Here is a 23570-nt window from a genome sequence, read left to right on the forward strand (position 1 = left end):
TCTTCTCCGCGAGTGTCAGAAGTTGCCCAGGCCGCCGCAGACGTTCAGTGCCTGGGCGGTGATGGAGGCGGCGGTGTCGGAGGCCAGGTAGCCGACCAGTCCCGCGACCTCCTCGGGGGTGGAGTAACGGCCCAGCGGGATCTTCGCCTCGAACTTGCGGAGGATGGCCTCCTCGTTCGTGTCGTAGGCGGCCGCGTAGCCCTGGCGGACGCGTTGCGCCATCGGGGTCTCGACGTAGCCGGGGCAGACGGCGTTCACGGTGATCCCGGTCGGACCCAGTTCGTTGCCGAGCGCCTTGGTGAAGCCGACGACGCCGTGCTTGGAGGCGGAGTACGGGGCACCGAGCACCACGCCCTGCTTTCCGGCGGTGGAGGCGATGTTGATGATCCGGCCGCGGTTCTTGTGCCGCATGCCGCCGGTGGTGAGCACCTCACGGGTCATCAGGAACACGCTGTTGAGGTTGGTGTTGATGACGTCGAACCAGAGCTCGTCGGCGATGTCGGCGGTGACCCCGCCACCGGACCGGCCCGCGTTGTTGACCAGCACGTCGACCGGGCCGAAGCGGTCGACGGCCTGCTGCACGAAGCGGTGGATGTCCGCCGCGGAGCGGACGTCGCAAGGGGCGCCGTCGACGTCGAGTCCCTCGTCGACGAGCTCCTTGACGGTACGGGTCACGCTCTCCTCGGTGCGGGCGCAGAGGAACACGCGGTGGTCCTGGCGGGCCAGCAGCCTGGCTGTCTCCAGGCCGATGCCGCTGGTGGCGCCGGTGACGATGGCGACCTTCGGGTTGTGCTCCGTCATGCTGTCTCCTGACTGCGTCGGTGGGCGACGCCGGGCACGCCGGCCGTGGCACGGCGGTGCGGGGGCGTGAAGTGGAGTGGGTGCGCCGCCGGGCCCCGCCGGGGGCATCGACGGGTGACCGGCGGGGACCGGCGGCGCGGTCGGGGATCAGGCGACGCCGGAGGGCACCAGCGCGCCGTTGACGGCCTCGATCAGGGCGCGGGGCGTCCTGGCGTCGGTCAGCGTCTCGTCGCCCAGCGTCACACCGAACTCGCGTTCGATGCGGCTGCCGGTCTCCAGCATGGCCAACGACTCGTAGCCGAGCGACTCGAAGTCGGTGTCGAGGATGTCTCCGTCGAGGTCGACGCCTTCGTCGGCGCCGGCCCCCTCGCGCAGGATGCGCTTCAGGTCATCGGCGGTGAACTCGCGAGCAGACATGAATGGCTGTCCTTTCATCTCATCTTGGTGGGGTGGTCACTGCGGGGGGCCGGGCTGGACGGCGCGTGCCACCAGCGCGGAGTTGAAGCCGCCGTGGCCGCGGGCGATCACCAGGGCGCAGCGGACCGTCGCGGTGCGCTCCTCGTCGACGACCAGGTCCAGGTCGTACGCGGGGTCGGGGGTGACGCCGATGGAGGGCGGGATCACCCCGTCGCGCATGGCGAGGAACGCGGCGGCCACGTCCAGCGGTGCCGCGCCCGAGTAGAGGCGTCCGGTCATGGTCTTGGGCGCGGTGACGGGCACGGCCCGCGGACCGAACACCCGGCGGATCGCCTCGGCCTCGACACGGTCCAGTTCGGGGATGGCGGCCGCGTCGGCGAACACCACGTCGATCTCCTCGGGGGCGACGTCCGCGTCGGCCAGCGCCCGTTCGATCGCCCTGGCCAGCCCGGGGGGACGGCCGCTGTCCGGCCGTGGGTCCAGGGTGGAGCCGTATCCGGCGATCTCCCCGTAGACCACCCGGGCCCCTCGGGCACGGGCGCTCTCCAGGTCCTCGAGGACCAGCAGCGCCCCGCCCTCCCCCGGCACGTGTCCGTGCGCTGCCGCGTCGAAGGGCAGATACGCCCGCTCCGGGTCCTCACTCGTGCTCAGCCGGCCGCCCGCCATCTGGGCGACCCAGCCCCACGGGCAGATCGAGGCGTCGACGGCACCCGACATCACCAGCCCGGTGCCCTTGCGGATCTGGCGCCGGGCCTGCGCGATCGCGTCGAGCCCGCCCGCCTGGTCGCTGACGACCACACCGCTCGGGCCGCGCATGCCGTTGCGGATGGAGATCTGGCCGCTGTTGACCGCGTAGAACCAGGCGAAGGACTGGTAGGCGCTCACGTGACGGCTGCCCTTGCTCCACAGCGCCTGCAGCTCCCGCTGACCGAACTCGAAGCCGCCCGACGAGCTGGCCGTGATCACGCCCATGTCGTAGTCGGAGTGTTCCCGCGGGTCGACGCCCGCGTCGGCGAGCGCCCAGTCGGCGCTCGCCAGAGCGATCCGGGTCATCCGGTCGGTCTGCGGCAGCAGCCGCCCCGGCAGATGGTCCTCGGCGACGAAGTCGTCGATCTCCCCCGCCAGCCGGGCCGGGTACTGCGCGGGGTCGAACCGCGAGACGCGGCCGATGCCGCTGATCCCCTTGCGGACCGCCGTCCAGTACGCGTCCGTGCCGCAGCCGTTGGGGGCGGCCACGCCCAGACCGGTGACCACGGTCCTCACGGCGGCGTCGCTCATGCCGCGCTCCTCTCCGGACGGGCCAGCACCATCGCGCTCTGGAACCCGCCGAAGCCGCTGCCCACCGAGAGCACGGCGTCGGTCCGCCAGTCACGTGCCGTCAACGGCACGTAGTCCAGGTCGCACTCGGGGTCGGGCGTGTGCAGGTTGGCGGTCGGCGGCACGACACCGTGTTCCATGGCGAGCGCGCTGGCCGCGATCTCGATCGACCCGATGGCGCCCAGTGAGTGACCGACCATCGACTTGATCGAGCTGACGGGCACCTCGTAGGCGCGCTCGCCCAGGCTGCGCTTGAAGGCGGCGGTCTCGTGCCGGTCGTTCTGTTTGGTGCCCGAGCCGTGCGCGTTGATGTAGTCGACGTCGTCCGGGTTGAGCCGGGCCTCGTCCAGGGCGACCCGGATCGCCTCGGCCATCTCCCGTCCGTCGGGCCGCAGGCCCGTCATGTGGAAGGCGTTGCTGCGCGTGGCGTAGCCGGCGACCTCGGCGTAGACGTGCGCGCCGCGGCGTCTGGCGCTGTCCAGTTCCTCCAGGACGAAGACGGCCGCTCCCTCCCCCAGGACGAATCCGTTGCGGGTGCGGTCGAAGGGACGGGAGGCGTGCTCCGGATCGTCGTTGCGCGATGTGGTCGCCTTGATCGCGTCGAAACACGCCACCGTGATCGGTGAGATGGGGGCGTCCGACGCGCCGGCCACCATGACGTCGGCCGAGCCCTCGCGGATCAGCTCGGTGGCGTAGCCCACCGCGTCCAGCCCGGAGGTGCAGCCGGTGGAGACCACCGTGGCGGGGCCCTCGGCGCCCACGGCCCACGCCACCTCGGCGGCGAAGGAGCTGGGCACCAGGTAGTTGTAGAGGTGCGGGACGGCGTAGGTGTGGTCGACGAGTTCGAGCCGGCCGCTGTCGCTGACGGTGCGGTACTCCTCGTCCAGCCCCATGGTGGCGCCGACCGCGCTGCCGATCGTCACGCCGGTGCGGTACGGATCGAGGGCGGCGACGTCCAGTCCGCTGTCCGCGACCGCCTCGTGTGCCGTCACCACGGCGAACTGCGCGGCCCGGTCCATCCGCCGGATCTGCTGGGTGCTCAGTCCGTGGAGTTCGGCGTCGAAGTCGACCTCCGCGGCGACCTGGGAGCGGAACGGGGCCGGGTCGAAGAAACTGATGCGGCGGGTGGCGGTGCGGCCGTCGGTCAGCAGACTCCAGAAGTTCTTGACGCCCACACCACCGGGCGCGGTGACGCCGATTCCGGTGATGACGACCCGTCGGCCGTGCGCCGCGCTCACCGCGCGGTCCAGTGGTAGAAGCGCTCCGCCATGGCGTCGGCGGGAGAGCGCCAGGTGGCCGGGTCGTAGGCGGTGATGAACGGTTTCAGGTCGTTGCTGATGGTGACGAACCGGGAGTCGGTCTTCGCCTCCTCGATGCGCTCGCCACCGTCTTCGCCGTCGAAGTCCTGCAGGTGGAAGTACAGGCCGCGGTACGAGAAGAGCTCTCGGCGCCTGGTCCCCATCCGATGGGGCATCTCCGTGTCGTCGAACGCACCGAAGAGACGCGCGACCTCCGCGGCCGAGTGGGGTTCCATCCGGGCCACGATCAACGTGCTGTGCATCCACATCTCCTTGTCTGGACGATCAGATCCGGACGGGGCCGAACCGGCGCCGAGCGCCATGGGCGGGTCATGGTGGCTGCCGGGCGCGGCCCGGCGTGCCCGTCGGGGCGGCCGAGGACGGCCGATGTGCCGGTGGCCGAGGACGGCCGATGTGCCGGTGAGCGGGCTGCCGGCCGGAGCCCTGGGGTGCCGCGGTCACGATGTCCGCACCATGTCCGCACCCCACGGACGGACCGCCCGGGCGTCCGGTCGCGGAGGACGGCGCTGTCCTCCGGACCGGGCGGAACGCCCTGTCGGCGTGCGGTTCCCGCGTGCCGCCGGTCTTCCGGCCGCGGGTCACCGGCTCCGGGTGCGGCAAGCGCGGTCCCGGTGGTGGGCGGCTGTCGGGGCCGGCGGCGCAGCGGATCTGCGGACCGCTCACCACGTCGGCGGGGTGACGGCCGGCCTCCTCGAACCGGAGCAGCTCGGCCAGTACGTCGTGCGGCGGGCGCACGTCCTCACCGGGGAGGGACGGCATGCCCTGCGTCCTCAGGCCCTGCGTTTTCAGGCTCGTCATCGATCGCTCGCCGACCACGTGCCGCTCCACGGGGTACGTGTCGAGCGGTGATTCCAGGGCGGCGCCACGACAGCGGCGAAGGCTTCCGGCCGGTACGCGGTGAAACAGACGATGACGCGAATGGCGCCGCCGTCGCCGAGTGGGCCGGACATCACCGTGCCACCGGAAAAGTCTCGAGAAGTGTCCCCGAAACGGCCGTCGATTATCCCGGCCGGCGAATCGGCACAGTGCTGAGGAAGTTAGTGAACAGCTTCTTCGAAGAACCGGAGGATGTCAATGCCGATTTCTCACAGCAGCGACAGGGCTGAGTCAGAGAATGGTTAAGTCCCGGTGCGCGGACAAGGCGGTTTCACCTGACCAGGACGCGGATGCGACACCGTTTCGCACGCAGCCGCATATCCGCCGGAAAAAACCGGAGCGGGCACGGCGCCGTGGCCGTGCCCGCTCGTCCCTGGAGGACCCGTCCGTCAGGAGCGACCGCCCGTGCGCACTCCGAGAGACCCCAGCACGTCCTCCCCGTGGTAGAAGGTGCGACCCTTGCCGGTGCGCCGCCGCCACCGCTGTTCGCTGGCATGGCGGTAGACGCTGCCGGAGGGCATCCCCCACAGCAGGGAGATGTCCCGGGCGCTCAGCCACCGCACCGTCGAGGCGGTGAGCGCGGGCTCGGCCGGCCGCTCGGTCCGGCCCGTCGACGCGGTGAGCGCCGGTTCGGCCGGCCGCTCGGTCCGGCCCGTCGACGCGCCGCGGCCCAGCGCCATCCACTCCTGCGCGGACCAGCGGTGCGAGGGAACCGCGGCGCACCTGATCTCGACCGGCGGATCGGCCCGGTCGACGCGCACCACGGCCGTCAGCGCGCCCTCGCAGTCCGCCACGACGCACGCGCCGAGCCGCATCCCCCGGCCGGGGGACGGGTCGATCACATACCGTGCCCGGCGTACCGCCCGCGCCACCTCCGCGGACAGCTCGCCCGCGGCATCGTGCGCAGCGAGCCACCCGGCGTGCCGCACCAGGAAGCCGACGACGCCGGCCACCGTGTCCCGGGGCGCGGCGACGCCCCGCTCCTCGACGACCAGCCCGGCCCAGGACCGCAGCACACCGAGGATCACCGTGCGGGCCTCGGCCGCCGCGGTGTTGAAGGGGAGCCCGGGCAGCGAGCCGCCGCCGGACGTACGGTCGCGCGGCCGGTCGGAGCCCGCGAGAAGCAGTCCGCACTCCTCGTACAGGCGGAGCAGCCGCGTCAGATCGCTGGTCAGGTGGAGGGCGCAGGCCGAGCAGAGCCGGCTCCCGGCCACGGCGAGGTCTCGTGAACGCCCCGATGTCCTGCTTCTCCCGCGGCAGGCGATGCCCTCGCATTCCGTGAGGTCCGCCACCGCGTAGGGCGCTCGTGTCATGTCGTTGCATTCGCTTGTCATGTTTGCCCCCGTCTCGAGTGGGGCGAATCTATTTCGCGGATTTATCGACAGGCAAGGAAAGACCCCCTCCATGTCAATTCTCTGTAGCGGGCCTTCCCTTTCCCTGAGGGAGCTGTCCCGCATATGTCGATCGGCTGGAAGGGATGACGGCCATCATATTCCGGACGGCGCGTGATCGGTTTTCAGCCGAACGGCGATACCGCCGAGGACGCGGTCCGGGCCATTATCGAACGGCCCTTCCGGATTCGTCCTCGAGTGACGGTGCCGGAGCGAGGGCCGGAGGAGGCGGAGAGGACGTCACCCGGCCCTCGCGGCCGTGGGGGCGGCTCGGTCGCGCGGGACCACGGCGACCGGGCACCGGGCGTCGCGGATCACCGTATGGGTCACCGGCCCGCCGGCCGAGGGGCTCACCGGCCGCCTGCTGGGGCCGGTCGGTCAGGCCCCGGTGCACCACGCGCACTACCCGGTGGCGGTGGTGCGGGGAGCCGACGCGTCTGACCGAGTGCGCCGGCCCACCGCCTCGTGCCGCCTTCGGCGGCGGCGCCGGGGGGCGGAGGCCACACGGGTGAGCAGGGGGCCGCACACCGCCAGGATCATCACGTAGGTGGTGACCAGCGCCCCGAGGCGGCCCTGTGCGGGGCCTGCCAGGCCGACGATGACCACCGAGAACTCGCCGCGGGCGATGAGCGCGGTCCCCGCCCGCAGTCGGCCGCGGCGACCCGCCCCGTCGCGTCCGAGCCTGCGGCTGCCTGGGGGCCTGCGGCCGCCTCCGGATCCCCGGCCGTCCCCGAGGGTGCGGCCGGCTTGGAATCCCCGGCCATCCCCGAGCGTTGCGGGCGGCGTACCCTCCTGCGCCACTTCGGTGACCGCGGTGACCAGGGCCAGGGCCGCGCCGGCGGGCAGCGCCGGCAGCGGGTCACCGGGGTCGACGGACAGGCCGAGGGCCAGGAAGAACACCGCCGGGCTGCCGGGCCGGACCTCGACCTGCCCCGAGCTCCCGGCCCGCCGTACCGGGTTCTTCGGCACGCGCCTGCGGGCACCCGAGTCCCGGTGCCGGGCCCGGGCCGTCCGGGGGATCACCGGTGCCCGGACCGCTCGGCGGCCGCGGCAGGGAGAGCGGCCCGGGCGGTGGCCGGGTCGGCCCCTGGCCGCACCGGTCGCCCCGGCCGAGGATCGGGAACCGGGGGGCCGCGCCGACGGCCTCCCGGAAGGGGAGAGCCCACTCCTCACGGAGCACGTCCGGCGCGCCGCGCGGTCACGGCTCGGCCGCGTGTCCCCGTCGGGCACCGCACGGTGACGCCGCTCGCCGCGTGCCGCTGAAGCCGTTCGGCAGCCGGCCGGCGCTGTCCCGGGTCGGCCGGCGAAGGGGCGGGCGGGGACTCGGGCCGCCGAGGGCGGCCGGCCGGAGCGGACGGGGCGCGGTCGCGCGCATCGCGGCAGCGGGCCGGTCATGTCCCCTGGTCGCCGGGGCGTCCGCCGTCCGCTGCGCCCGTCCCTCCCGTGCGGGGCGAAGCGCGCTGCAAGCGGTCGATCATCCGCGATGCCTCCGCCTTCGTGAGGTCGTCCGGGACTTCCTCGCCCGCCTCACGAGCCAGGGTCCCCAGGTAGCTCAGCTGCGGACCGGTGGCGGGCTCGTCGCCGGTCGCCCAGTCGTCGACGTTCTTGGTCGGATCCGCGTCACTCATGACGCCCGAATACCCGTTTTGTGCCCCGCCTCCCCACAGGCACCCACACCGGCCGAGCCGCCGGGTCCGGATGCGGTCAGCGGGGTAGACGTACCAGGACGTGGTGGTGTGGGGAGGGGTGAGGTCCAGGGAGGTGTGCCGTGACAGAGCGGGACAGTGCGATGCGGCGCATGCTGACGGGGCTGCTGGCCGAGAGTCACGTGATGTCGTTCGAGTGCCTGCCGGCGAGGGTGGCCGAGCACGCCGCGACGGCCGGCTTCTCCGACGTACTCATCTACCTGGGGGACCTGCAACGCGACGTTCTGCGGCTGCTCACCGGCAGGGGACTGGATGCCGCCGAGGGCGCGCCGCAGGACAAGGCGGAGCTGTCGGTGGAGGGCACGGTCGCCGGACGTGCGTACCAGTACGGGGTCATCGTGCCCGTCCCCGGCACCGGGGACGGGCCGCACGGATGGTGGGTGCCGCTCCTGGACGGCACCGAACGCCTCGGTGTGCTGTACGTCGCCTCCGCCGCCGAGGACGGCAAGGACGTCCGCCAGGACTTGCTGACCCTGGCCTCCCTGGTGGCGATGCTGGTGATCGGGAGCCGGGACAGCAGTGACTCGTACGCCCGCCTGACCCGCGTCCAGCCGATGAACGTCGCCGCGGAGATGCAGTGGACGCTGATGCCGCCCCGCACCTACGCCGACCACCGGGTGGTCATCGGCGCCGTGATGGAGCCCGCGTACGAGGTCAGTGGGGACGCCTACGACTACGCCACCGCCGCCGACGTCGTCCATCTGTCGATCTTCGACGCCATGGGCCACGACACCTCGGCCGGCCTCACCGCCAACCTCGCCATGGGCGCCTGCCGCAACCACCGCAGGCAGGGAAAGGGACTGGGCGATCTCGGCGACGCCATCGAGCGGGTGCTGCTCGAACAGTTCGGCCCGACCCGCTACGTCACCGGCGTCCTCGCCGACCTCGACGCCTCCACCGGCATGCTGACCTGGGTCAACCGCGGCCACCATCCCCCCGTCCTGATCCGCGACGGACGCTGGACCACCCTCCTGCACTGTCCGCCCGCGCATCCCATGGGCGCCGATCTGCGTCTGCCCACCACGCTCTGCCACGAGCAGCTCCAGCCCGGTGACCGCCTCGTCCTCTACACCGACGGCATCACCGAAGCCCGCACCTGGGGCGGTGCGGAGTTCGGGCTCACCCGCTTCATCGACTTCCTGGTCCGCCACCACAGCGACGGCCTCTCCGTCCCCGAGACCCTGCGCCGCCTCATCCGCGCCCATCTGCGCCACCACGACCACCATTTGGAGGACGACGCCACCATCCTGCTGTGCGAATGGCTCGGCCCCCGAGCCGACGCCGCGACAGGCGCGGCCCCGCTGGCGGGAGTACCCGACCCCGCCGCCGACAGCTGAGCCGGCGCCTCGCGCGACAGGTCCACGACGACGCCGCCGGCGCCCGGCGCGAGAGCGCCGGCGCGGGCGAACGGCAGCCGGTAGCCGGTAGCCGGTAGCGGCGAGCAGCCCGGGGCCGTCGACGCACACCAGCCCGGGAGCCCACGACGACGGCTCTGGCGCGCGGCAAGAGAGTGCCGGCGAACGCAGCCGACAGCCGGTGGCGGCGAGCGGCCGGGGCCGGGCCGTCGACGCACAACCACCCGGGAGCCCTACGGGGCCCCGGCACGGCGGGGTGGACGCGGGTGCCGGCCGCGGGCCGGGTGCGCGTGCGTGTCCCGGCGGCTCAATGCGCCCGGGCCCTGCGCGCGACACCCGCCGCCACGCCGGCCAGCAGCGTGGCGGTCGTCAACCGGCGCATCGTGGTGCGGCGCCGTCCGCCCCACCCGCCGTGAGCGGCGCCCTCCCCGGCCGCCGGCACGTGCAGGTTGCCATGGCCGGCCGGGGCGGGCTCCTCACGGGACAGGTGTGCCCTGTCCACCTGCCGGGCCATCGTCCGCTCGACCAAGCCGGGCATGACCCGGGACTCGAGCACCATGGAACGGCCCATCGGTCCCACCACGACCTCGCGGCGGGGGACGCGCACCAGGTCCACGATGGTCCGGGCCACCCGCTCGGGGCTGTAGACCGGGGGCATGGCCACGGGTTTGCGTCCCGTGTAGTTCGCCGCGTGCGCGAACAGCGGCGTGTCGATCGTGGCGGGCAGCACCGTGCACACATGGATGTGCTTCGCCTTGTCGAGCATCAGTTCCTGGCGCAGGCTCGCGCTCAGCGCCCGGACGGCGTACTTGGACATGGCGTACGCGTGGGTGTACGGCTGGCTCACGACGCCGACGACGGAGGAGACGTTCACCAGCGTGCCCCGGTCCTGCTCGCGCATCACGCGAAGGGCGGCGCGGGCACCGTGCACGTACCCCATGACGTTGACGTCCAGCACCCTTCGGAAGTCCTCCAGGGGCACCTCCTGGAAGGGGCCGAAGACGGTCACGGCCGCGGCGTTGACCCAGACGTCGATGCGGCCGAAGTGCTCCGTCGCACGCCGGGCGAGGTCGTCGACGGCCCCGGCGTCCGTGACGTCGGTCGGCACCACCAGGGCCTCCGTGCCGCGGTGGCTCTCGCACTCCTTGCGGACCGCCTCCAGCGCTTCCTCCCGCCGCGCGGCCAGGACCACGGAGCATCCTTTGCGGGCGAAGGCCAGGGCGGTGGCCCGCCCGATGCCACTGGACGCACCGGTGATCACGACCACGGAATCACGCACTCGCATGGACAGTCCCCTTCCGCACTTTTTGTCCGATGAGTCACTTAATCACCGGACCGGTGGCTTCGCCGGTCGGCGAGTGCTCCCGGGGCGCCCCCCTGCGCCGCCCGGCCCTGCCCACTGGGCATCCCCCGGCGCCGGTGGCGGAGTGCTCCTTCCGGGTGCCCGGCCGGCCCTTCCGGCTATCCGGTGCGGCCCACCGGCCCCCGGTCGGCGAGACTCGTCCGCAGCACCTCCACGAGACGGTCGGCGCCGTCCCGGACGACGCCCTCCCGGAACTCGGCGGCAAGGTGCCGCGCGGTCACCCGCCCGGAGGTCAGGCACCAGTGCCACCAGCGTTCCAGCTCACGCCCGTCCAGCCGCTCCGCGGGCACCAGCGCCGGCCACGCGCAGGCCCGCGCCTGCGCGGTCACCTTCGCCCCGCCCTCCACCGGGTCGACGGCCAGCGCCGGAACACCCGCGCGCAGCGCCAGGACCAGTCCGTGCAGCCGGTCCGTGACGACGAGGTCCAGCCGCGTGAGCACGGACTCCAGCTGGGCGGGCGTCGCGCACAGACGCCAGTCGTGGGTGTCGAGCCGGGTGTCGATCTCCAGGCGTGCGCAGTCCTTTCCCGCCATCCAGTGGGTGACCTGCCCGGCGACCTGTTCGTGCCGCCGCTGCCGCCCGTACTCGTGCTGGCCGTGCGTGAGCACCACCCCGACGACCGGCCTCGGCGGGAGGGCGGGGGCCCGGGCCGCCAGGTCCCGGCCGGGCTCGGCGTCGGACGCGTCCCGCGCCAGCACGCGATGGAACCCGGTCACGGCGGGACTGCCCGCGGCGATGACGGAGGTCCCGACGGCGATCCGCACGCAGTGCGCGAACCTCCGGTGCAGTTCCTCGATCTGCCACCCCTGCACCGGACCGCACACGAAGACGAGGCCGGAGTAGTCCTCGGGCCGCACGTCCTCCAGGTGGAGGCCCTCGGGACGGAAACCGGGACTCCAGGCGATGTCATGGGCGATGCCCGCACGCCCCAGCACGTCCCTGACCCGCTCCAGGGCCAGCACGTCCCCGGCGGTCACCTCTCCGTGCAGGAAGCTGAACCACCCGGTCAGCAGCAGTTTGCGGGGTGTGTCCGGCAGGGCCCCCAGCAGTTGTTCGCGCACAGTGCGACCGGGTTCCCGGCCGGGCGGGCGCCAATCACCCACTCGGCGGCGCCAGGATCAGCCACCGGCCAGCGGGTTCGGCAGGGGCTGGTAGCGGGCGTCGGCTCCGTCCGCGCCCGTCCAGCGCAGCAGGAGGTTCGTCTTGCCGGGCAGGGTGGGCGCGGTGAGCAGGGCGTGCGCCTCGGGGAGGTCGTGGCGTCGAAGCTCGCGGCGGGCGGCGGGCCAGGGATCCAGGCCCGGGTGCCGTTCGGCCAGGGCGGCGGCGACCTCGGTCAGGTGGTTGACGACCAGGCAGTACACGAGCCGCTCCCAGCCGGCGGCGCGCGGCACGTCCGGCAGCAGCTTGACCCCCTCGGCGTCCCGGAACAGGGCCTGCACCGGGAGGCCGTCGGCGTCGACGGCGACCAGCGTGTTCTGCAGGTGCGCCTCGAGGACGACGCCGTGGTCGGCGAAGGCCGCCAGCGCCGGCGGCACGACGGCGGCGAGGTACGCCTCCCACCAGGCCGCCGGGTCGGCCGCGCCGGCCGGGGGGCCGTCCGGGCGGTCCTCCACGAGGCTCGCGGCGAGCAGCGGCGTCGCGTCGGGCAGCACGTGGTCGCGCAGGCCGTCGCGGACCAGCACGGCCAGTTCCTCGAAGGCGAACGCGGCGGTGCGGTAGCCGCGGTCGCTGAGCCAGGCGGCGCGGCCGTCGACCGCCGCGAAGGCCCGTGTGACGGCCGCGTCGGTCCGGCGGAGTCTCAGCAGGTCGTGGCGCCACAGCCGGCGGATGTCGTTGGTGATGCGCACATCGAGGCTGAACTTCAGGAACAGGTCCGGCCCGGGCGCGTACAGCGTGCGTACGGCCGCCGTCGGCCAGGCCTCGAACGCGGTCGCGCCGAGCCGGACCAGGCGGCCGTCGGCGAAGGCGGGCACGAGCGCGCGGCGCGCCAGGTCGAGCTGCCAGGGGTGGGCGGGCAGCAGCCGGTAGCCGGGCGGGGCCTCGCCGAGGGCGTCGAGCGCGCGGGTGTCGCCCTCCTCGACGACCAGGTCCTCGCGCAGGCCGAGCAGGACGAGCGGGAAGCGGGCGTGCGCCTCGGGGGCGTACGGCAGCCAGGCGGCGGCCGGGCCACCCCCGCGTGCCTTGGGGGCGGGGTGGTGGGGGTGGCCGGTGATGAGGGACTGCTCGGAGCGCAGGTAGGGGTCGTCGGGCGGGGTGGCGAGCGCGCGTGCGGAGAGCAGGGCGGCGACCGCGTCCCGGCTGTCTGCCATCTCGGCGGCGAGTTCGTGGTTGGCGAGGCCGGTGTGTCGGCGCAGTTCCTCGGTCACGAGGGTGACGAGTGCGGTGTGGTCGAGGCGGTGCCAGGCGCCGGCCGCGTACACCTCGGGCTCGGCCGGACGGCGGGCGCCCCGGACCCGCAGCCGACGGCCGGAGGGCAGCCGGTGCACGAGCCGTCCGGCGCGCTCCGCCGGCGGTTCGGCCACCTCCCGCAGCAGGCAGTTCAGCAGCGGCGCGGCCGCGTGGGCGTCGGCGCGGCCGTCGACGCCGGGGCGTGCGGTGCGGTCGGCGGGCGCCACGGCCTCGGCGGGCGGGGGGATGAGGTCCACGCGTCGTACTCGTTCCCTACGGTTCATTCGGGCGAAGACGATCAGTATCGCTGTCGTCGCGGCCCGCTGTGATGACCTACTCGTACCCGAGGAGCCCGCCCGTGCACCGTCCCCCCACCGCCGAGGCCGAGCTGGCCGCCGAGCTCGCCGCCGTGCGCCCCGCGCTCGGTCCGCGGTTCGCGGCCGCGCTGCCCGGCGCCCGCGCGGCCGTGCTGACACGGCTGTGGCGGGCGCTCGCCCACGAACCGCTGCCGTGGATCGCGCGCCGCGAGCCGGGCCGGGAGGGCCTGACCCTGTACCTCCGTGACGGCCGCCGCCTGCACGGCCCGCACGCCGACCCGTTCGCGACCGACGGGTACGTGACCGCCGTACGCCTGGACGCGGTGGTGGCGGGCGGAGTGGCGCCGGGCGGGGTGGTGTACGACGATCCGGCGCGGTTGATGACGGACCTCGCGGTGCCGCACGGCGGGGGCCTCGCGGCCGAACTCGCGCACAGTGCGGCGTCCTTGGCGCTGTCCCGGGCCGGGCAGCCCTCCGACCGCGCCACGAACGAGTGGCCCGCGCACGACTGGGAGTGGGAACAGCGGGTGGTCGACGGGCACCCGTACCACCCCGGCTGCCGTTCCCGGCCCGGGTTCTCGGTCGCCGAGCAACTGGCGTACGCGCCGGAGCACCGCCCGCCCCCGGTGCGGCTGGGGCTGCTGCCGGTGCCGGCCGGTGAGTGCCTGGTGTCGGGGGTGTGGCCGGCCGCGCTGCGGGACGGGGAGCGGCTGGTGGTCCCGGTGCATCCGTGGCAGGCGCGGCACGTGCTCAAGCGGTCGTGCGAGGAGGGGCCGGCGGCGCATCCGCTGATGTCGCTGCGCACGCTCGCGGTGCCGGACGGGCCGCATGTGAAGACCGCGTTGAGCGCCCGGCTGACGTCGTCGGTGCGGGACATCTCCGTCGGGTCGGTCGCCGCCTCCGCGGCCCTGTCGGCGTTCGGGGAGACGCTGGCGGCGCACACGGACGGCCTGCTGCACATCACCCGTACGCTGGGCGCGGTCACCGCCCACTCCCCCGACCTGGCGGCCGTGTTGCGCGAGTCGCCGGCCGTGCACGCGGGGCCGGGCGAGCGGGTCGTCCCGGTGGCCGCCCTCGCCACCACCGGACTGCCCGGATCGGCAGGCTGGCTGGCGACGTTCGCGCGCCTGGCGCTGACCGTCGGGCTGCGCCTGCTGGAGCTGGGCGTGGCGCTGGAGGCGCACGGGCAGAACCTGCTGGTCGTGCTGTCGGCGTCGGGCGCCCCGCTGCGTCTGGTCTACCGGGACCTCGCCGACATCCGCGTCAGCCCGGCGCGGCTGGCCCACCACGGGCTGCCGCTGCCGGAGGTGCCGCGGCGGATCCTCACGGACGACGTGACGGCGCTGCGCCGCAAGTTGTTCGGCTCGCTGGTGGCGGGCGCGCTGGCGGGGGCGGCCGGGAGCCGGGACGCCCTGCGGGCGGTGCTGACGGAGGCCGTACGGGAGGTGCCGCGCACCCCGGATCTCGTCGCGCTGTGCGAGGAGCCGCTGCCGGTGAAGGCGCTGACGCTGATGCGCCTGTCGCCGGGGGTGGCCGGGGACCAGTGGACGGAGCTGCCCAATCCCCTGGTGTGCTCCGGGAGTTGACGAGGGGCGGTACCCCGTTTTGTGAGGGGAGACCTCTGATCAATAGGATCCGCCGATGATCAGAACACAACGGCTGGCGGCGGGCGCGTGTGCCCTGCTCGCCGCGCTCACGGCCGGGATCGCGTTCCCGGCCGGGGCGGTCGCCGACGAGACCACAGCCAACGCGCCGAAGGTGAACCTGGTCCTCGACGTCAGCGGTTCGATGCGGGCGAAGGACATCGACGGCGGGACGCGGATGGCCGCGGCCAAGCAGGCGTTCAACGAGGTGCTGGACGCCACCCCCGAAACCGTTCTGCTCGGCATCCGCACGCTGGGCGCCAACTACCCGGGCGACGACCGGAAGACGGGCTGCAAGGACACCGCGCGGCTCTACCCGGTCGGCCCGCTGGACCGCACCGAGGCCAAGACGGCGGTGGCGACCCTGTCCCCGACCGGCTGGACCCCGATCGGCCCCGCGCTGCTGGCGGCGGCCGACGACCTCGACGGCGGCACCGGTTCCAAGCGCATCGTGCTGATCAGCGACGGCGAGGACACCTGCGCGCCGCTCGACCCGTGCGAGGTGGCCCGGGAGATCGCGGCCAAGGGCATCCGCCTGACCATCGACACCCTCGGCCTGGTGCCCAACGTCAAGATGCGGCAGCAGCTCAGCTGCATCGCCGAGGCCACGGGCGGTACGTACACCTCGGTGGAGCACACCGACGAACTCACCGACAAGGTCAACCAGTTGGTGGACCGCGCGGCCGACCCGGTGGTGACGCCGGTCGCCACCCGGGGCGCGGACTCCTGCGCGAAGGCGCCGACGCTGACGTCGGGCCTGTACACCGACCGCGAGGAGTTCGGCCAGGAGCGGTGGTACCGGGTGGACGTCGACCCGGGCCAGGAGCTGCGGGCCTCGGTGAGCGTGTCGGCGGACCGGGCCATGAACCCCGACTACGGGGTGCTGCTGCGGGCGGTCACGGCGCACGGCCGGGAGATCGTGCGCGGCGAGGCGGCCGGCATCGGCCGCACGGACGTCATCTCGACCGGTCTGCGCTACCCGAAGGCGCGGAGCGACGAGGACGAGGCGCCGGCCGAGACGGTGTGCCTCCAGGTGACGAACTCCTTCTCGGCGGCCGCCGGGGTGAAGACCACGCCCGGTATGCCGCTGGAGCTGACCGTGGACGTCGTCGACGGCCCGTCGGGGGCGAGCGACGTGGCCTCCTTCGGTCTCGGCCGGGGCTGGTGGCTGCTCGGCGCCCTGGTGCTGGCCGGCTTCCTCGCGGGTGTGTTGTGGGGCTGGCTGTCGCGCTGGCGTGTCGCGGTCTGGAGGACCAACTGATGCGGATCACACGTGTGCTGAGCGGCGCCCTGCTGGCGCTGGGCCTGGCGGCCGGGCCCGCCGCGGCCGACTCCACCCCCTCCGCGAGCCCCTCCGAGGAGGGCTCCGCGCCCACCGAGGCGGGCACGTCGTTCCGTACGGCGACGGAGGTCGAGCAGGGGCAGACGGCCACCGCGGGCGGCTCCACCGGCGACTACCTGTACTGGTCGTTCCCGGCCGACACCGGCCTGCGCCCCACCGTCACGGCGACGGTGAAGCTGCCCCAGGAGCACGCCGCCCAGACCTGGCAGGTCGACGTCTACGACGGCCTGCGCCGCCGCCAGGCCTGCCAGTACGGCGCCCAGACACGCACCGCCGCCCCGGGCACCGCCTCCCTGGAGCTGGCCTGCGTGCTGCGTACGGTCCGCGCCTGGTCGGAGCCGTGGGCCGACGACCCGCTGCCGGGCACGTACTACGTCCGCCTCACGGCGGTCGCTCTGCGGACGGCCGACCTCGGTCTGCCCGTGGAGACCGAACTGCGGGTGGAGTCCGAGGACATCGGCGGTTCGGCGGCCGTGGACGGCTCGCTGGCGAAGCCCCTGGTGCCCGGTGTCGCGGCGGCGTCCGAGACGGAGGAGGACGATTCGTCGGCCTCCGCCGTGCTGTCGAGCATCGAGCCGGACGACGGCTGGTCGTCCGGCTGGTGGTCGGACCGCTGGGTGTGGACGGCGGTGGGCGGTGTGCTGGCCGCGCTCGCCGGGATCGGCGGGTACGCGCTCACGCGCGGGGCGGGACGGCCGGCCCGGGTGCCGCCGAGCGCCTGACAGCGGGTGCCGGACGGCGGGAACGGCGGGAACCGGACAGCAGGTGCCCTGGAGCAGGTGCCTGACAACATGCGCCTGAATCCCTTGAGGAGGCCCACCGCGGTGTCGCGGTGGGCCTCCTCGCGTCTCACGCCGGTGGGACCTTCTCACGCCTCCCGCAACGCCTTGGCGAGCGTGCCGTCGCCGCCGACGTCGATCCGCCCGGCCCGCACCGCTTCGGGCAGACCCAGCTCCCCCTGGGCCAGGGCCGTACAGGTGTCGACGTCCAGGACGAGCCGCGCGTCGGGTTCCCCGGGCGCGGGACCGTCGCCATACACCGGTCCCTCCTGTGCGCCCACGAAGAGGTGGAAGTCCCCTTCCTCCAGGCGGACTTCGACGAGCCCCTCCTCCCCCTCCAGCGCGCGCAGCAGGGGCAGCGCGAACCAGTGGGCGCGGACGGCGTCGGTGGGCCGCCGCGCCCCCAGCTCCGCCTGCCCCCACGCACCGAGCGCCTGGAGCACCGGCAGCAACTGCCGCCCCCGGCCGGTGAGTTCGTACACGTAGGCCGCGCCGGGCGGCGGCAGCCGGCGCCGGCCGGCGAGCCCGTCGCGCTCCATGTCCTTCAGCCGCGAGGCGAGGACGTCCGTGCTCACGCCCGGCAGGTCGGCGTGCAGGTCCGTGTAGCGGCGCGGGCCGGCGAGCAGTTCCCGGACGATCAGCAGGGTCCAGCGGTCGCCGACGACGTCGAGCGCGCGGGCGGCGGAACAGTACTGGTCGTAGCTTCGGCGACGAGACATGCGACGCAGTCTAGACATGTCGTTGGACTTTCCAAGCTGGAACTTGGTAAAACCAAGCAACACTAGATACCGGAGGGGCGCATGGAGTTCCGGCAGTCGAACAAGCTCAGCGAGGTCTGTTACGAGATCCGCGGCCCGGTGATCGAGCACGCCAACGCGCTGGAGGAGGCGGGCCACAGCGTGCTGCGCCTGAACACCGGCAACCCCGCGCTCTTCGGCTTCGAGGCGCCGGAGGAGATCGTCCAGGACATGATCCGGATGCTCCCGCAGGCGCACGGCTACACGGACTCGCGCGGCGTGCTCTCCGCCCGCCGGGCCGTCGCCCAGCGGTACCAGAGCCGGGGCCTGGAGGTCGACGTCGACGACGTCTTCCTCGGCAACGGGGTGTCCGAACTGGTCTCGATGGCCGTGCAGGCGCTGGTCGAGGACGGCGACGAGATCCTGATCCCGGCCCCGGACTTCCCGCTGTGGACGGCCGTCACCACGCTCGCCGGCGGCAAGGCGGTCCACTACCTCTGCGACGAGCAGGCCGAGTGGTACCCGGACCTGGACGACATGGCCTCGAAGATCACCGACCGCACCAAGGCCGTCGTCATCATCAACCCCAACAACCCCACCGGCGCGGTCTATCCGAAGGAGATCGTCGAGGGCATCCTCGACCTGGCCCGCCGGCACGGCCTGATGGTCTTCGCCGACGAGATCTACGACCAGATCCTCTACGACGGCACCGTGCACCACTCGGCCGCCGCCCTCGCCCCCGACCTGGTCGTCCTGACCTTCTGCGGCCTGTCGAAGACCTACCGGGTGGCGGGCTTCCGCTCCGGCTGGCTGGTCGTCACCGGCCCCAAGCAGCACGCCCGGGACTACCTGGAGGGCCTCACCATGCTGGCCTCCATGCGTCTGTGCGCCAACGCGCCCGCCCAGTACGCCATCCAGGCCGCGCTCGGCGGCCGCCAGTCCATCCACGAGCTGACCGCGCCGGGCGGACGGCTGCGCGAGCAGCGGGACGTGGCCTGGGAGAAGCTGAACGAGATCCCGGGCGTGTCGTGCGTCAAGCCCAAGGGGGCGCTGTACGCGTTCCCGCGCATCGACCCCGGGGTGCACCGGATCCACGACGACGAGAAGTTCGTCCTGGACCTGCTGCTGCGGGAGAAGATCCAGGTGGTCCAGGGCACCGGCTTCAACTGGCCCACCCCCGACCACTTCCGCATCCTCACCCTCCCGCACGCGGAGGACCTGGAGGCGGCGATCGGGCGGATCGGGCGGTTCCTCAGCGGGTACCGGCAGTAGCCCCCAGCGGTCCTGGCCTATGAGCGGCCCATGAGGTCGCGTGGTCCGGCGGCGCGCCTCGCCGCGTTGCCAGGCCGCGCGAACCAGGCGGGCGCCGTGCGAGGACCCCTTAGCCTGAGGGGCATGGGTGATCTCTTCCTCGTCCGGCACGGTGAGACCGCGTGGTCGCGCTCCGGCCGGCACACCGGCTCGACGGACGTCCCCCTCACCGAGCGCGGCCGGGAGGAGGCCCGGCGGCTGGTACCGCTGATCCGCTCGCACCGGATCGGGGCCGCGTTCGTCAGCCCGTTGCAGCGGGCGCGGGAGACTGCGGAGCTGATCGGGCTGCACGACGTACGGATCGACGCGGACCTGCGCGAGTGGGACTACGGCGGGTACGAGGGCGTGACCACCGTCGAGATCCAGCGGACCCGGCCGGGCTGGTTCCTGTTCACCGACGGGGTCGCGCCGGGGCCGCCCGAGCATCCCGGGGAGACGCCGGAGCAGGTCGGGGAGCGGGCCGACCGCGTGCTGGCCGAGGCGGACGCGGCGCTCGCCAACACCGAGGGGTGCGTGGTGCTGGTGGCCCACGGGCACTTCCTGCGGGTGCTCACGGCACGGCGGCTCGGGCTGCCGCCGGCCGCGGGAGCCCTGTTCCAGCTGGCGACGGGGACGGTGTGCCGGCTGGGCACGGAGCACGGGCGGCCGGTGATCGCCGGGTGGAACATCCGGCCGGGGATCTGACGGTCCGGTCCCGCCGGGGATCCGACGGCCCGGTCCCGCCGGGGATCCGACGGCCCGGTCCCGCCGGGGATCCGACGGCCCGGTCCCGCCGGGGATCCGATGGTCCGATCCCGCCGGGGACCGGCTGTCAGACCCTCGTCGTAGCCTTCGGAGCAAGGGGACGAGCGGGGGCCGGGCAGAGGCCATGTGGGGGACGACCGGCCCCGGCAGCAGGGAGGAGCACGCCGTGACACGACCGCCGACCGCCGCCCAGCGGCGTGTGATCGACGCCGCCGAGCCGGTCACCGGGCGCCTGCGGGGCACCGAGGCCCAGCTCGCGGCGCTGGTCAGGCGGGGGCTCGCCTTCCGGCACCCACGCCCGCCGCACGACCACTTCCTGACACCGGCGGGGCATCGGATACGGGAGGAGGCACCCGTGCCCTCCGCCCCCGGGGCCGGGTCCGAGGCCGCGTCCGGGGTGGGGCCCGGGACCGCGTCCGAGGCCCCCGCGGCCGAGACCCCCGCCGCGGACACCGGCGTGTTCGCCGCGCGCGTCGGCGGCGAGGAGCGCCCGGACACCGGTCCGTCCCGCGCGCGGGAGGTGCACAGTGCCTGGCAGGGGCTGCTGGAGCTGCGCCGGATGACCAACCGGGACGGGGCCGTGGACCGGCCGTGCGGCTGGGAGCGTACGCATCTCGTGCGGGCCGCCGCGCTCGCGCTGGAGGCGGCCGGGCACCGCCCCGCCGGGCCGGACGGCGACGGCTACCGGGTGCGCGCGACCCCGCAGCCCGAGGCCGTCGCGGTGCACGGACCGGACGACGGGACGCTGCCGGCCTGCTCGGCGACACTGGAAGAGGCGGGCTGGCAGGTCGGCGAGCACACCGATCCCCGGACGAGATCGCGCTATCTGCTGGCTTCCCCCCGCCGGGTGTGAGGGACATGCCAAGATCAGTGGACAGGGCATCGATTCTCGTCGACGAGCAGGGGAAGCAGTGAGCGAGCCGTTCTCCGTCCGGGTCACCGTCCGCGGCTACGAGACCGACGTACAGGGCCACCTCAACCAGAGCGTGTACATCAACTACGCGGAGCACGCGCGCTGGTCGCTGCTCCAGGCCGCCGGCATCACCCAGGCCGGACTGATCGGCAGGGGCGTCGGACCGGTCGCCCTGGAGACGACCATCCGCTACCAGCGCGAACTCCTCGCGGGTGACGAGGTCGATGTGACGTGCGCCTTCGAATGGGGCGGCGGCAAGACGTTCCGGATCGAGCAGACCATCCGCAAGACGGACGGCACGGTCGCGGCCGAGGTGTCCGCGGTGGGCGGGCTGCTCGACCTCAAGGAGCGGCGGATGGTGGCGAACCCGCAGGACTACTTCAAGGAGCTGGCATCCGATCCGAGCCTGTTCGGCCTCTGACCGGGGCCTGCGCCGCCTGCGCGTCCACCGGCTCCGGCGCGTGCTCGCCCTCGTGGGCCGCGCGCGCCTCGGCCATGGAGACCCTGTGCGCCCGGCCCAGTCGGTCAGGCGTTTGCAGGGTCGCGTGCACCTCCCGTGCCACCGGGGTGAGTTCGTACTCCACCCTGAGCGGCACCGCCGGGTGGACGGTGCGGGTGACGAGTCCGTCGCGCTCCAGGTCGCGCGGGGTGAGGGTGGGCACGCGGCGGCTGACGCCCTCGACGGAATCCGGATGCGGGTAGCCCCGGACACCTGAAATGCTCCCCCTCCATGGCCGCACGACGCATCAGACCCAGCCTCTACATCTCCGTCGACATCGAGGCCGACGGCCCGATCCCCGGCCCGTACTCGATGCTGAGCCTGGGCGCGGCGGTCGCCGGAGTGCAGGACGCCGACGGGTTCACGGCGGCCGACCCGGAGAGGCACACCTTCTACCGTGAACTGCGTCCGATCAGCGAGGACTTCGTTCCCGAAGCACTCGCCGTGAGCGGGCTGGACCGGGAGCGCCTGCGTGAGGAGGGTCTCGAACCCGCCCTGGCCCTCGCCCGGTTCACCGGCTGGGTGCGCGAGGTGAGCGGCGGCGCGCAGCCGGTGATGTGCGGCTACCCGGCCTCGTACGACTGGACGTTCCTGTACTGGTACCTGATCCGCTTCACCGGGGCGAACCCCTTCGGGCACTCCGGGTGCCTGGACATGAAGACGCTGTACGCCACGAAGGCGGGGGTGCCGCTGCGGAGCGTCGCCAAGGGCACGATGCCGCGCGAACTGCTGTCGGAGCGCCGCCACACGCACCATGCCCTGGACGACGCCGTCGAGCAGGCCGAGCTGTTCGCCCGCCTCATGGAGTGGCCGGGGCCCGGGTCGCCCCGGTGATCTCCTCCCCCGCCTCCATCGGGTGCGTCACGTCCTGGGCGTCGCCGCCCTTTCCGAGGTGGTTGAAGACGAGGTTGAGCAGGACGGCCGCCGCGCAGCCGGTGGAGATGCCCGAGTCCAGGACGATCCTCGCCGTCTCCGGGAAGGCGTGGTAGAACTCCGGCGCGGTGATCGGGATGATGCCGACGGCGAGGGAGACCGCGACGATCAGGACGTTGTTGTCCCGGTCCAGACCGGCCCGGACGAGGGTCTGGATGCCGCTCGCCGCCACCGAGCCGAAGAGGACCACGCCCGCCCCGCCGAGGACCGGGCGCGGGACGACGGCGATGAGCGAGGCGGCCACCGGGCACAGGCCCATGAGGACGAGGAAGCCGCCGCCCGCCGCCACGACGTACCGGCTGCGGATCCGGGTCATGGCGACGAGGCCGATGTTCTGGGCGAAGGCGCTGCACATGAAGCCGTTGAACACCGGGCTGATCGCCGAGCCGAGGGTGTCGGCGCGCAGTCCCGCCGCGATGGTCCTCTCGTCCGCCGGCCGTTCCACGATCTCGCCCAACGCGAGCATGTCCGCGGTCGACTCGGTCATCGACACCACCATCACCACGCACATCGACAGGATCGCGGCGAGCTGGAACTGCGGGGTGCCGAAGTGGAAGGGCGTGGGAAAGCCGATCAAGTCCGCGTCGGCGACCGGGCCGAAGTCCGTGACGCCGAAGGGGATGGCGACGAGCGTGCCGGCGACGAGGCCGAGCAGGACGGCGATCTGCTTGACGAAGCCGCGGGTGAAGCGGCGCAGGAGGAGGACGAGCAGAAGAGTGATGCCCGCCAGGGTGAGGTAGGTCGTCGAACCGTAGTCGTCGGCCGCCGGGTCCGGGCCCTGGGCCCAGCCGAAGGCGACCGGCAGCAGCGAGACGCCGATGAGGGTGATCACCGTGCCGGTGACGACCGGCGGGAAGAAGCGGACCGCCTTGCAGAAGACGGGCGCCGCGAGGAAGCCCAGCAGGCCGGCGACGATGACCGCGCCGAAGATGACCGGCAGGGCGTCGGCCTTGTCCTCGGTGGAGGCGACGATCGCCGTCATCGGGGCGACGCCGGCGAAGGTGACGCCGTTGACGAAGGGCAGGCGGGCGCCGATTTTCCAGATGCCCAGGGTCTGCAGGAAGGTGGCCAGGCCCGCGGTGAAGAGGCAGGCGCCGGTGAGGAAGGTGAGTTCGGTGCCGGTGAGGCCGATGGCCGCGCCGACGATCAGGGGCGGGGCGACGACTCCCGCGTACATGGCGGCCACGTGCTGCAGGCCGCTCGTCGCCGTTTTCAGGGCGGGGAGTTTCTCGTCGACTGGGTGGACGGACACGGCGGCTCTCCTCCGGTCGGTTGCACGTCGGCTCTGACGTGGGTGTCAAGGAGGTGGTGCGTGTGGTCGTGCGGTACCTCCCGCTCGAGCGGAGCCGGGAGCGGGGAGGCACCGTCCACGAGGGCGGGGACCCTTCGCGCGGGAGCGGGAGCGGGGACGGGGACCGT

23 protein-coding genes are annotated in these 23570 nt (G+C 73.5%); 9 read left to right on the forward strand and 14 right to left on the reverse strand.

What is annotated here, in order from left to right; all coding sequences use genetic code 11:
• Nucleotides 1-15: 15 nt before the first annotated feature.
• From fabG to ACF1A1_RS18775, 8 genes are all read right to left on the reverse strand, one after another.
• A complete protein-coding gene (gene fabG, locus ACF1A1_RS18740; RefSeq protein WP_392001053.1) occupies nucleotides 16-801 on the reverse strand; it encodes a 3-oxoacyl-ACP reductase FabG in 786 nt (261 codons plus the stop codon).
• 147 nt (nucleotides 802-948) lie between these two features.
• On the reverse strand, nucleotides 949-1218 hold the full coding sequence (locus ACF1A1_RS18745; protein WP_392001055.1) for an acyl carrier protein: 270 nt from the start codon (nucleotides 1216-1218) through the stop codon (nucleotides 949-951).
• 36 nt (nucleotides 1219-1254) lie between these two features.
• Nucleotides 1255-2496 (reverse strand): ketosynthase chain-length factor, encoded by a 1242-nt coding sequence (locus ACF1A1_RS18750; RefSeq protein WP_392001056.1) that lies wholly within the window; start codon nucleotides 2494-2496, stop codon nucleotides 1255-1257.
• Nucleotides 2493-3773 (reverse strand): beta-ketoacyl-[acyl-carrier-protein] synthase family protein, encoded by a 1281-nt coding sequence (locus ACF1A1_RS18755; RefSeq protein WP_392001057.1) that lies wholly within the window; start codon nucleotides 3771-3773, stop codon nucleotides 2493-2495. The genes ACF1A1_RS18750 and ACF1A1_RS18755 overlap by 4 nt, the downstream gene beginning before the upstream one ends.
• A complete protein-coding gene (locus ACF1A1_RS18760) occupies nucleotides 3770-4096 on the reverse strand; it encodes a TcmI family type II polyketide cyclase (protein WP_392001058.1) in 327 nt (108 codons plus the stop codon). Before ACF1A1_RS18760 ends, ACF1A1_RS18755 begins: the two co-directional genes overlap by 4 nt.
• A gap of 1023 nt (nucleotides 4097-5119) precedes the next feature.
• The gene (locus tag ACF1A1_RS18765; RefSeq protein WP_392001059.1) at nucleotides 5120-6064 is read right to left on the reverse strand and encodes a hypothetical protein; all 945 of its coding nucleotides are present in this window, start codon (nucleotides 6062-6064) and stop codon (nucleotides 5120-5122) included.
• Between the two features lie 459 nt (nucleotides 6065-6523).
• On the reverse strand, nucleotides 6524-7090 hold the full coding sequence (locus ACF1A1_RS18770) for a hypothetical protein (protein WP_392001061.1): 567 nt from the start codon (nucleotides 7088-7090) through the stop codon (nucleotides 6524-6526).
• Nucleotides 7091-7512: 422 nt separating this feature from the next.
• Nucleotides 7513-7749, reverse strand: coding sequence for a DUF3072 domain-containing protein (locus ACF1A1_RS18775; RefSeq protein ID WP_392001063.1), 237 nt, complete (start codon nucleotides 7747-7749; stop codon nucleotides 7513-7515).
• A 170-nt stretch (nucleotides 7750-7919) separates the two neighbouring features.
• On the opposite strand from ACF1A1_RS18775, the gene ACF1A1_RS18780 reads away from it, so the two are divergent.
• Entirely contained in the window at nucleotides 7920-9164 is a 1245-nt protein-coding gene (locus ACF1A1_RS18780; RefSeq protein WP_392001155.1) for a PP2C family protein-serine/threonine phosphatase, read from the forward strand.
• Nucleotides 9165-9489: 325 nt separating this feature from the next.
• On the opposite strand, the gene ACF1A1_RS18785 is transcribed toward ACF1A1_RS18780, so the two are convergent.
• From ACF1A1_RS18785 to ACF1A1_RS18795, 3 genes are all read right to left on the reverse strand, one after another.
• Nucleotides 9490-10467 (reverse strand): SDR family oxidoreductase, encoded by a 978-nt coding sequence (locus ACF1A1_RS18785; protein WP_392001064.1) that lies wholly within the window; start codon nucleotides 10465-10467, stop codon nucleotides 9490-9492.
• A 176-nt stretch (nucleotides 10468-10643) separates the two neighbouring features.
• Nucleotides 10644-11606 carry a polysaccharide pyruvyl transferase family protein gene (locus tag ACF1A1_RS18790; protein ID WP_392001065.1) on the reverse strand — a complete coding sequence of 321 codons (963 nt, stop codon included), beginning with the start codon at nucleotides 11604-11606 and terminating at the stop codon, nucleotides 10644-10646.
• A gap of 57 nt (nucleotides 11607-11663) precedes the next feature.
• Nucleotides 11664-13217: an IucA/IucC family protein gene (locus ACF1A1_RS18795; protein WP_392001067.1), complete on the reverse strand. Its 1554-nt coding sequence runs from the start codon at nucleotides 13215-13217 to the stop codon at nucleotides 11664-11666.
• A gap of 74 nt (nucleotides 13218-13291) precedes the next feature.
• Between ACF1A1_RS18795 and ACF1A1_RS18800 the strand changes: the two genes are divergently transcribed.
• From ACF1A1_RS18800 to ACF1A1_RS18810, 3 genes are read left to right on the forward strand one after another with little or no spacing between them, the layout of a single operon-like run.
• Nucleotides 13292-14836, forward strand: a complete 1545-nt coding sequence (locus ACF1A1_RS18800; protein ID WP_392001069.1) for an IucA/IucC family protein — start codon at nucleotides 13292-13294, stop codon at nucleotides 14834-14836.
• Between the two features lie 55 nt (nucleotides 14837-14891).
• Nucleotides 14892-16154 carry a VWA domain-containing protein gene (locus ACF1A1_RS18805; protein ID WP_392001071.1) on the forward strand — a complete coding sequence of 421 codons (1263 nt, stop codon included), beginning with the start codon at nucleotides 14892-14894 and terminating at the stop codon, nucleotides 16152-16154.
• Nucleotides 16154-16957: a hypothetical protein gene (locus ACF1A1_RS18810; protein WP_392001072.1), complete on the forward strand. Its 804-nt coding sequence runs from the start codon at nucleotides 16154-16156 to the stop codon at nucleotides 16955-16957. The genes ACF1A1_RS18805 and ACF1A1_RS18810 overlap by 1 nt, the downstream gene beginning before the upstream one ends.
• 146 nt (nucleotides 16958-17103) lie before the next feature.
• Here the strand turns inward: ACF1A1_RS18810 and ACF1A1_RS18815 are convergent, their stop codons facing one another.
• Entirely contained in the window at nucleotides 17104-17733 is a 630-nt protein-coding gene (locus ACF1A1_RS18815; RefSeq protein WP_392001073.1) for a winged helix-turn-helix transcriptional regulator, read from the reverse strand.
• 81 nt (nucleotides 17734-17814) lie between these two features.
• Between ACF1A1_RS18815 and ACF1A1_RS18820 the strand changes: the two genes are divergently transcribed.
• The 4 genes from ACF1A1_RS18820 to ACF1A1_RS18835 all read left to right on the forward strand — a co-directional run bounded on the left by ACF1A1_RS18820 (nucleotide 17815) and on the right by ACF1A1_RS18835 (nucleotide 21140).
• Nucleotides 17815-19023, forward strand: a complete 1209-nt coding sequence (locus tag ACF1A1_RS18820) for a pyridoxal phosphate-dependent aminotransferase (protein ID WP_392001074.1) — start codon at nucleotides 17815-17817, stop codon at nucleotides 19021-19023.
• A gap of 123 nt (nucleotides 19024-19146) precedes the next feature.
• Entirely contained in the window at nucleotides 19147-19746 is a 600-nt protein-coding gene (locus tag ACF1A1_RS18825; RefSeq protein WP_392001076.1) for a histidine phosphatase family protein, read from the forward strand.
• 226 nt (nucleotides 19747-19972) lie between these two features.
• The gene (locus ACF1A1_RS18830; RefSeq protein ID WP_392001077.1) at nucleotides 19973-20659 is read left to right on the forward strand and encodes a hypothetical protein; all 687 of its coding nucleotides are present in this window, start codon (nucleotides 19973-19975) and stop codon (nucleotides 20657-20659) included.
• A gap of 58 nt (nucleotides 20660-20717) precedes the next feature.
• Nucleotides 20718-21140 carry an acyl-CoA thioesterase gene (locus ACF1A1_RS18835; protein WP_392001078.1) on the forward strand — a complete coding sequence of 141 codons (423 nt, stop codon included), beginning with the start codon at nucleotides 20718-20720 and terminating at the stop codon, nucleotides 21138-21140.
• Here the strand turns inward: ACF1A1_RS18835 and ACF1A1_RS18840 are convergent.
• Nucleotides 21100-21459 carry a winged helix-turn-helix transcriptional regulator gene (locus ACF1A1_RS18840; RefSeq protein ID WP_392001080.1) on the reverse strand — a complete coding sequence of 120 codons (360 nt, stop codon included), beginning with the start codon at nucleotides 21457-21459 and terminating at the stop codon, nucleotides 21100-21102. The genes ACF1A1_RS18835 and ACF1A1_RS18840 overlap by 41 nt on opposite strands.
• On the opposite strand from ACF1A1_RS18840, the gene ACF1A1_RS18845 reads away from it, so the two are divergent.
• A complete protein-coding gene (locus ACF1A1_RS18845; RefSeq protein WP_392001082.1) occupies nucleotides 21450-22052 on the forward strand; it encodes an exonuclease domain-containing protein in 603 nt (200 codons plus the stop codon). The two genes, ACF1A1_RS18840 and ACF1A1_RS18845, sit on opposite strands and share 10 nt — an antisense overlap.
• Here ACF1A1_RS18845 and ACF1A1_RS18850 read toward each other — a convergent pair.
• A complete protein-coding gene (locus ACF1A1_RS18850; protein WP_392001083.1) occupies nucleotides 22018-23403 on the reverse strand; it encodes a nucleobase:cation symporter-2 family protein in 1386 nt (461 codons plus the stop codon). The two genes, ACF1A1_RS18845 and ACF1A1_RS18850, sit on opposite strands and share 35 nt — an antisense overlap.
• Nucleotides 23404-23570 lie beyond the last annotated feature (167 nt).

Source organism: Streptomyces sp. NPDC014995 (genome assembly GCF_043080745.1).
Lineage (GTDB): Bacteria > Actinomycetota > Actinomycetes > Streptomycetales > Streptomycetaceae > Streptomyces.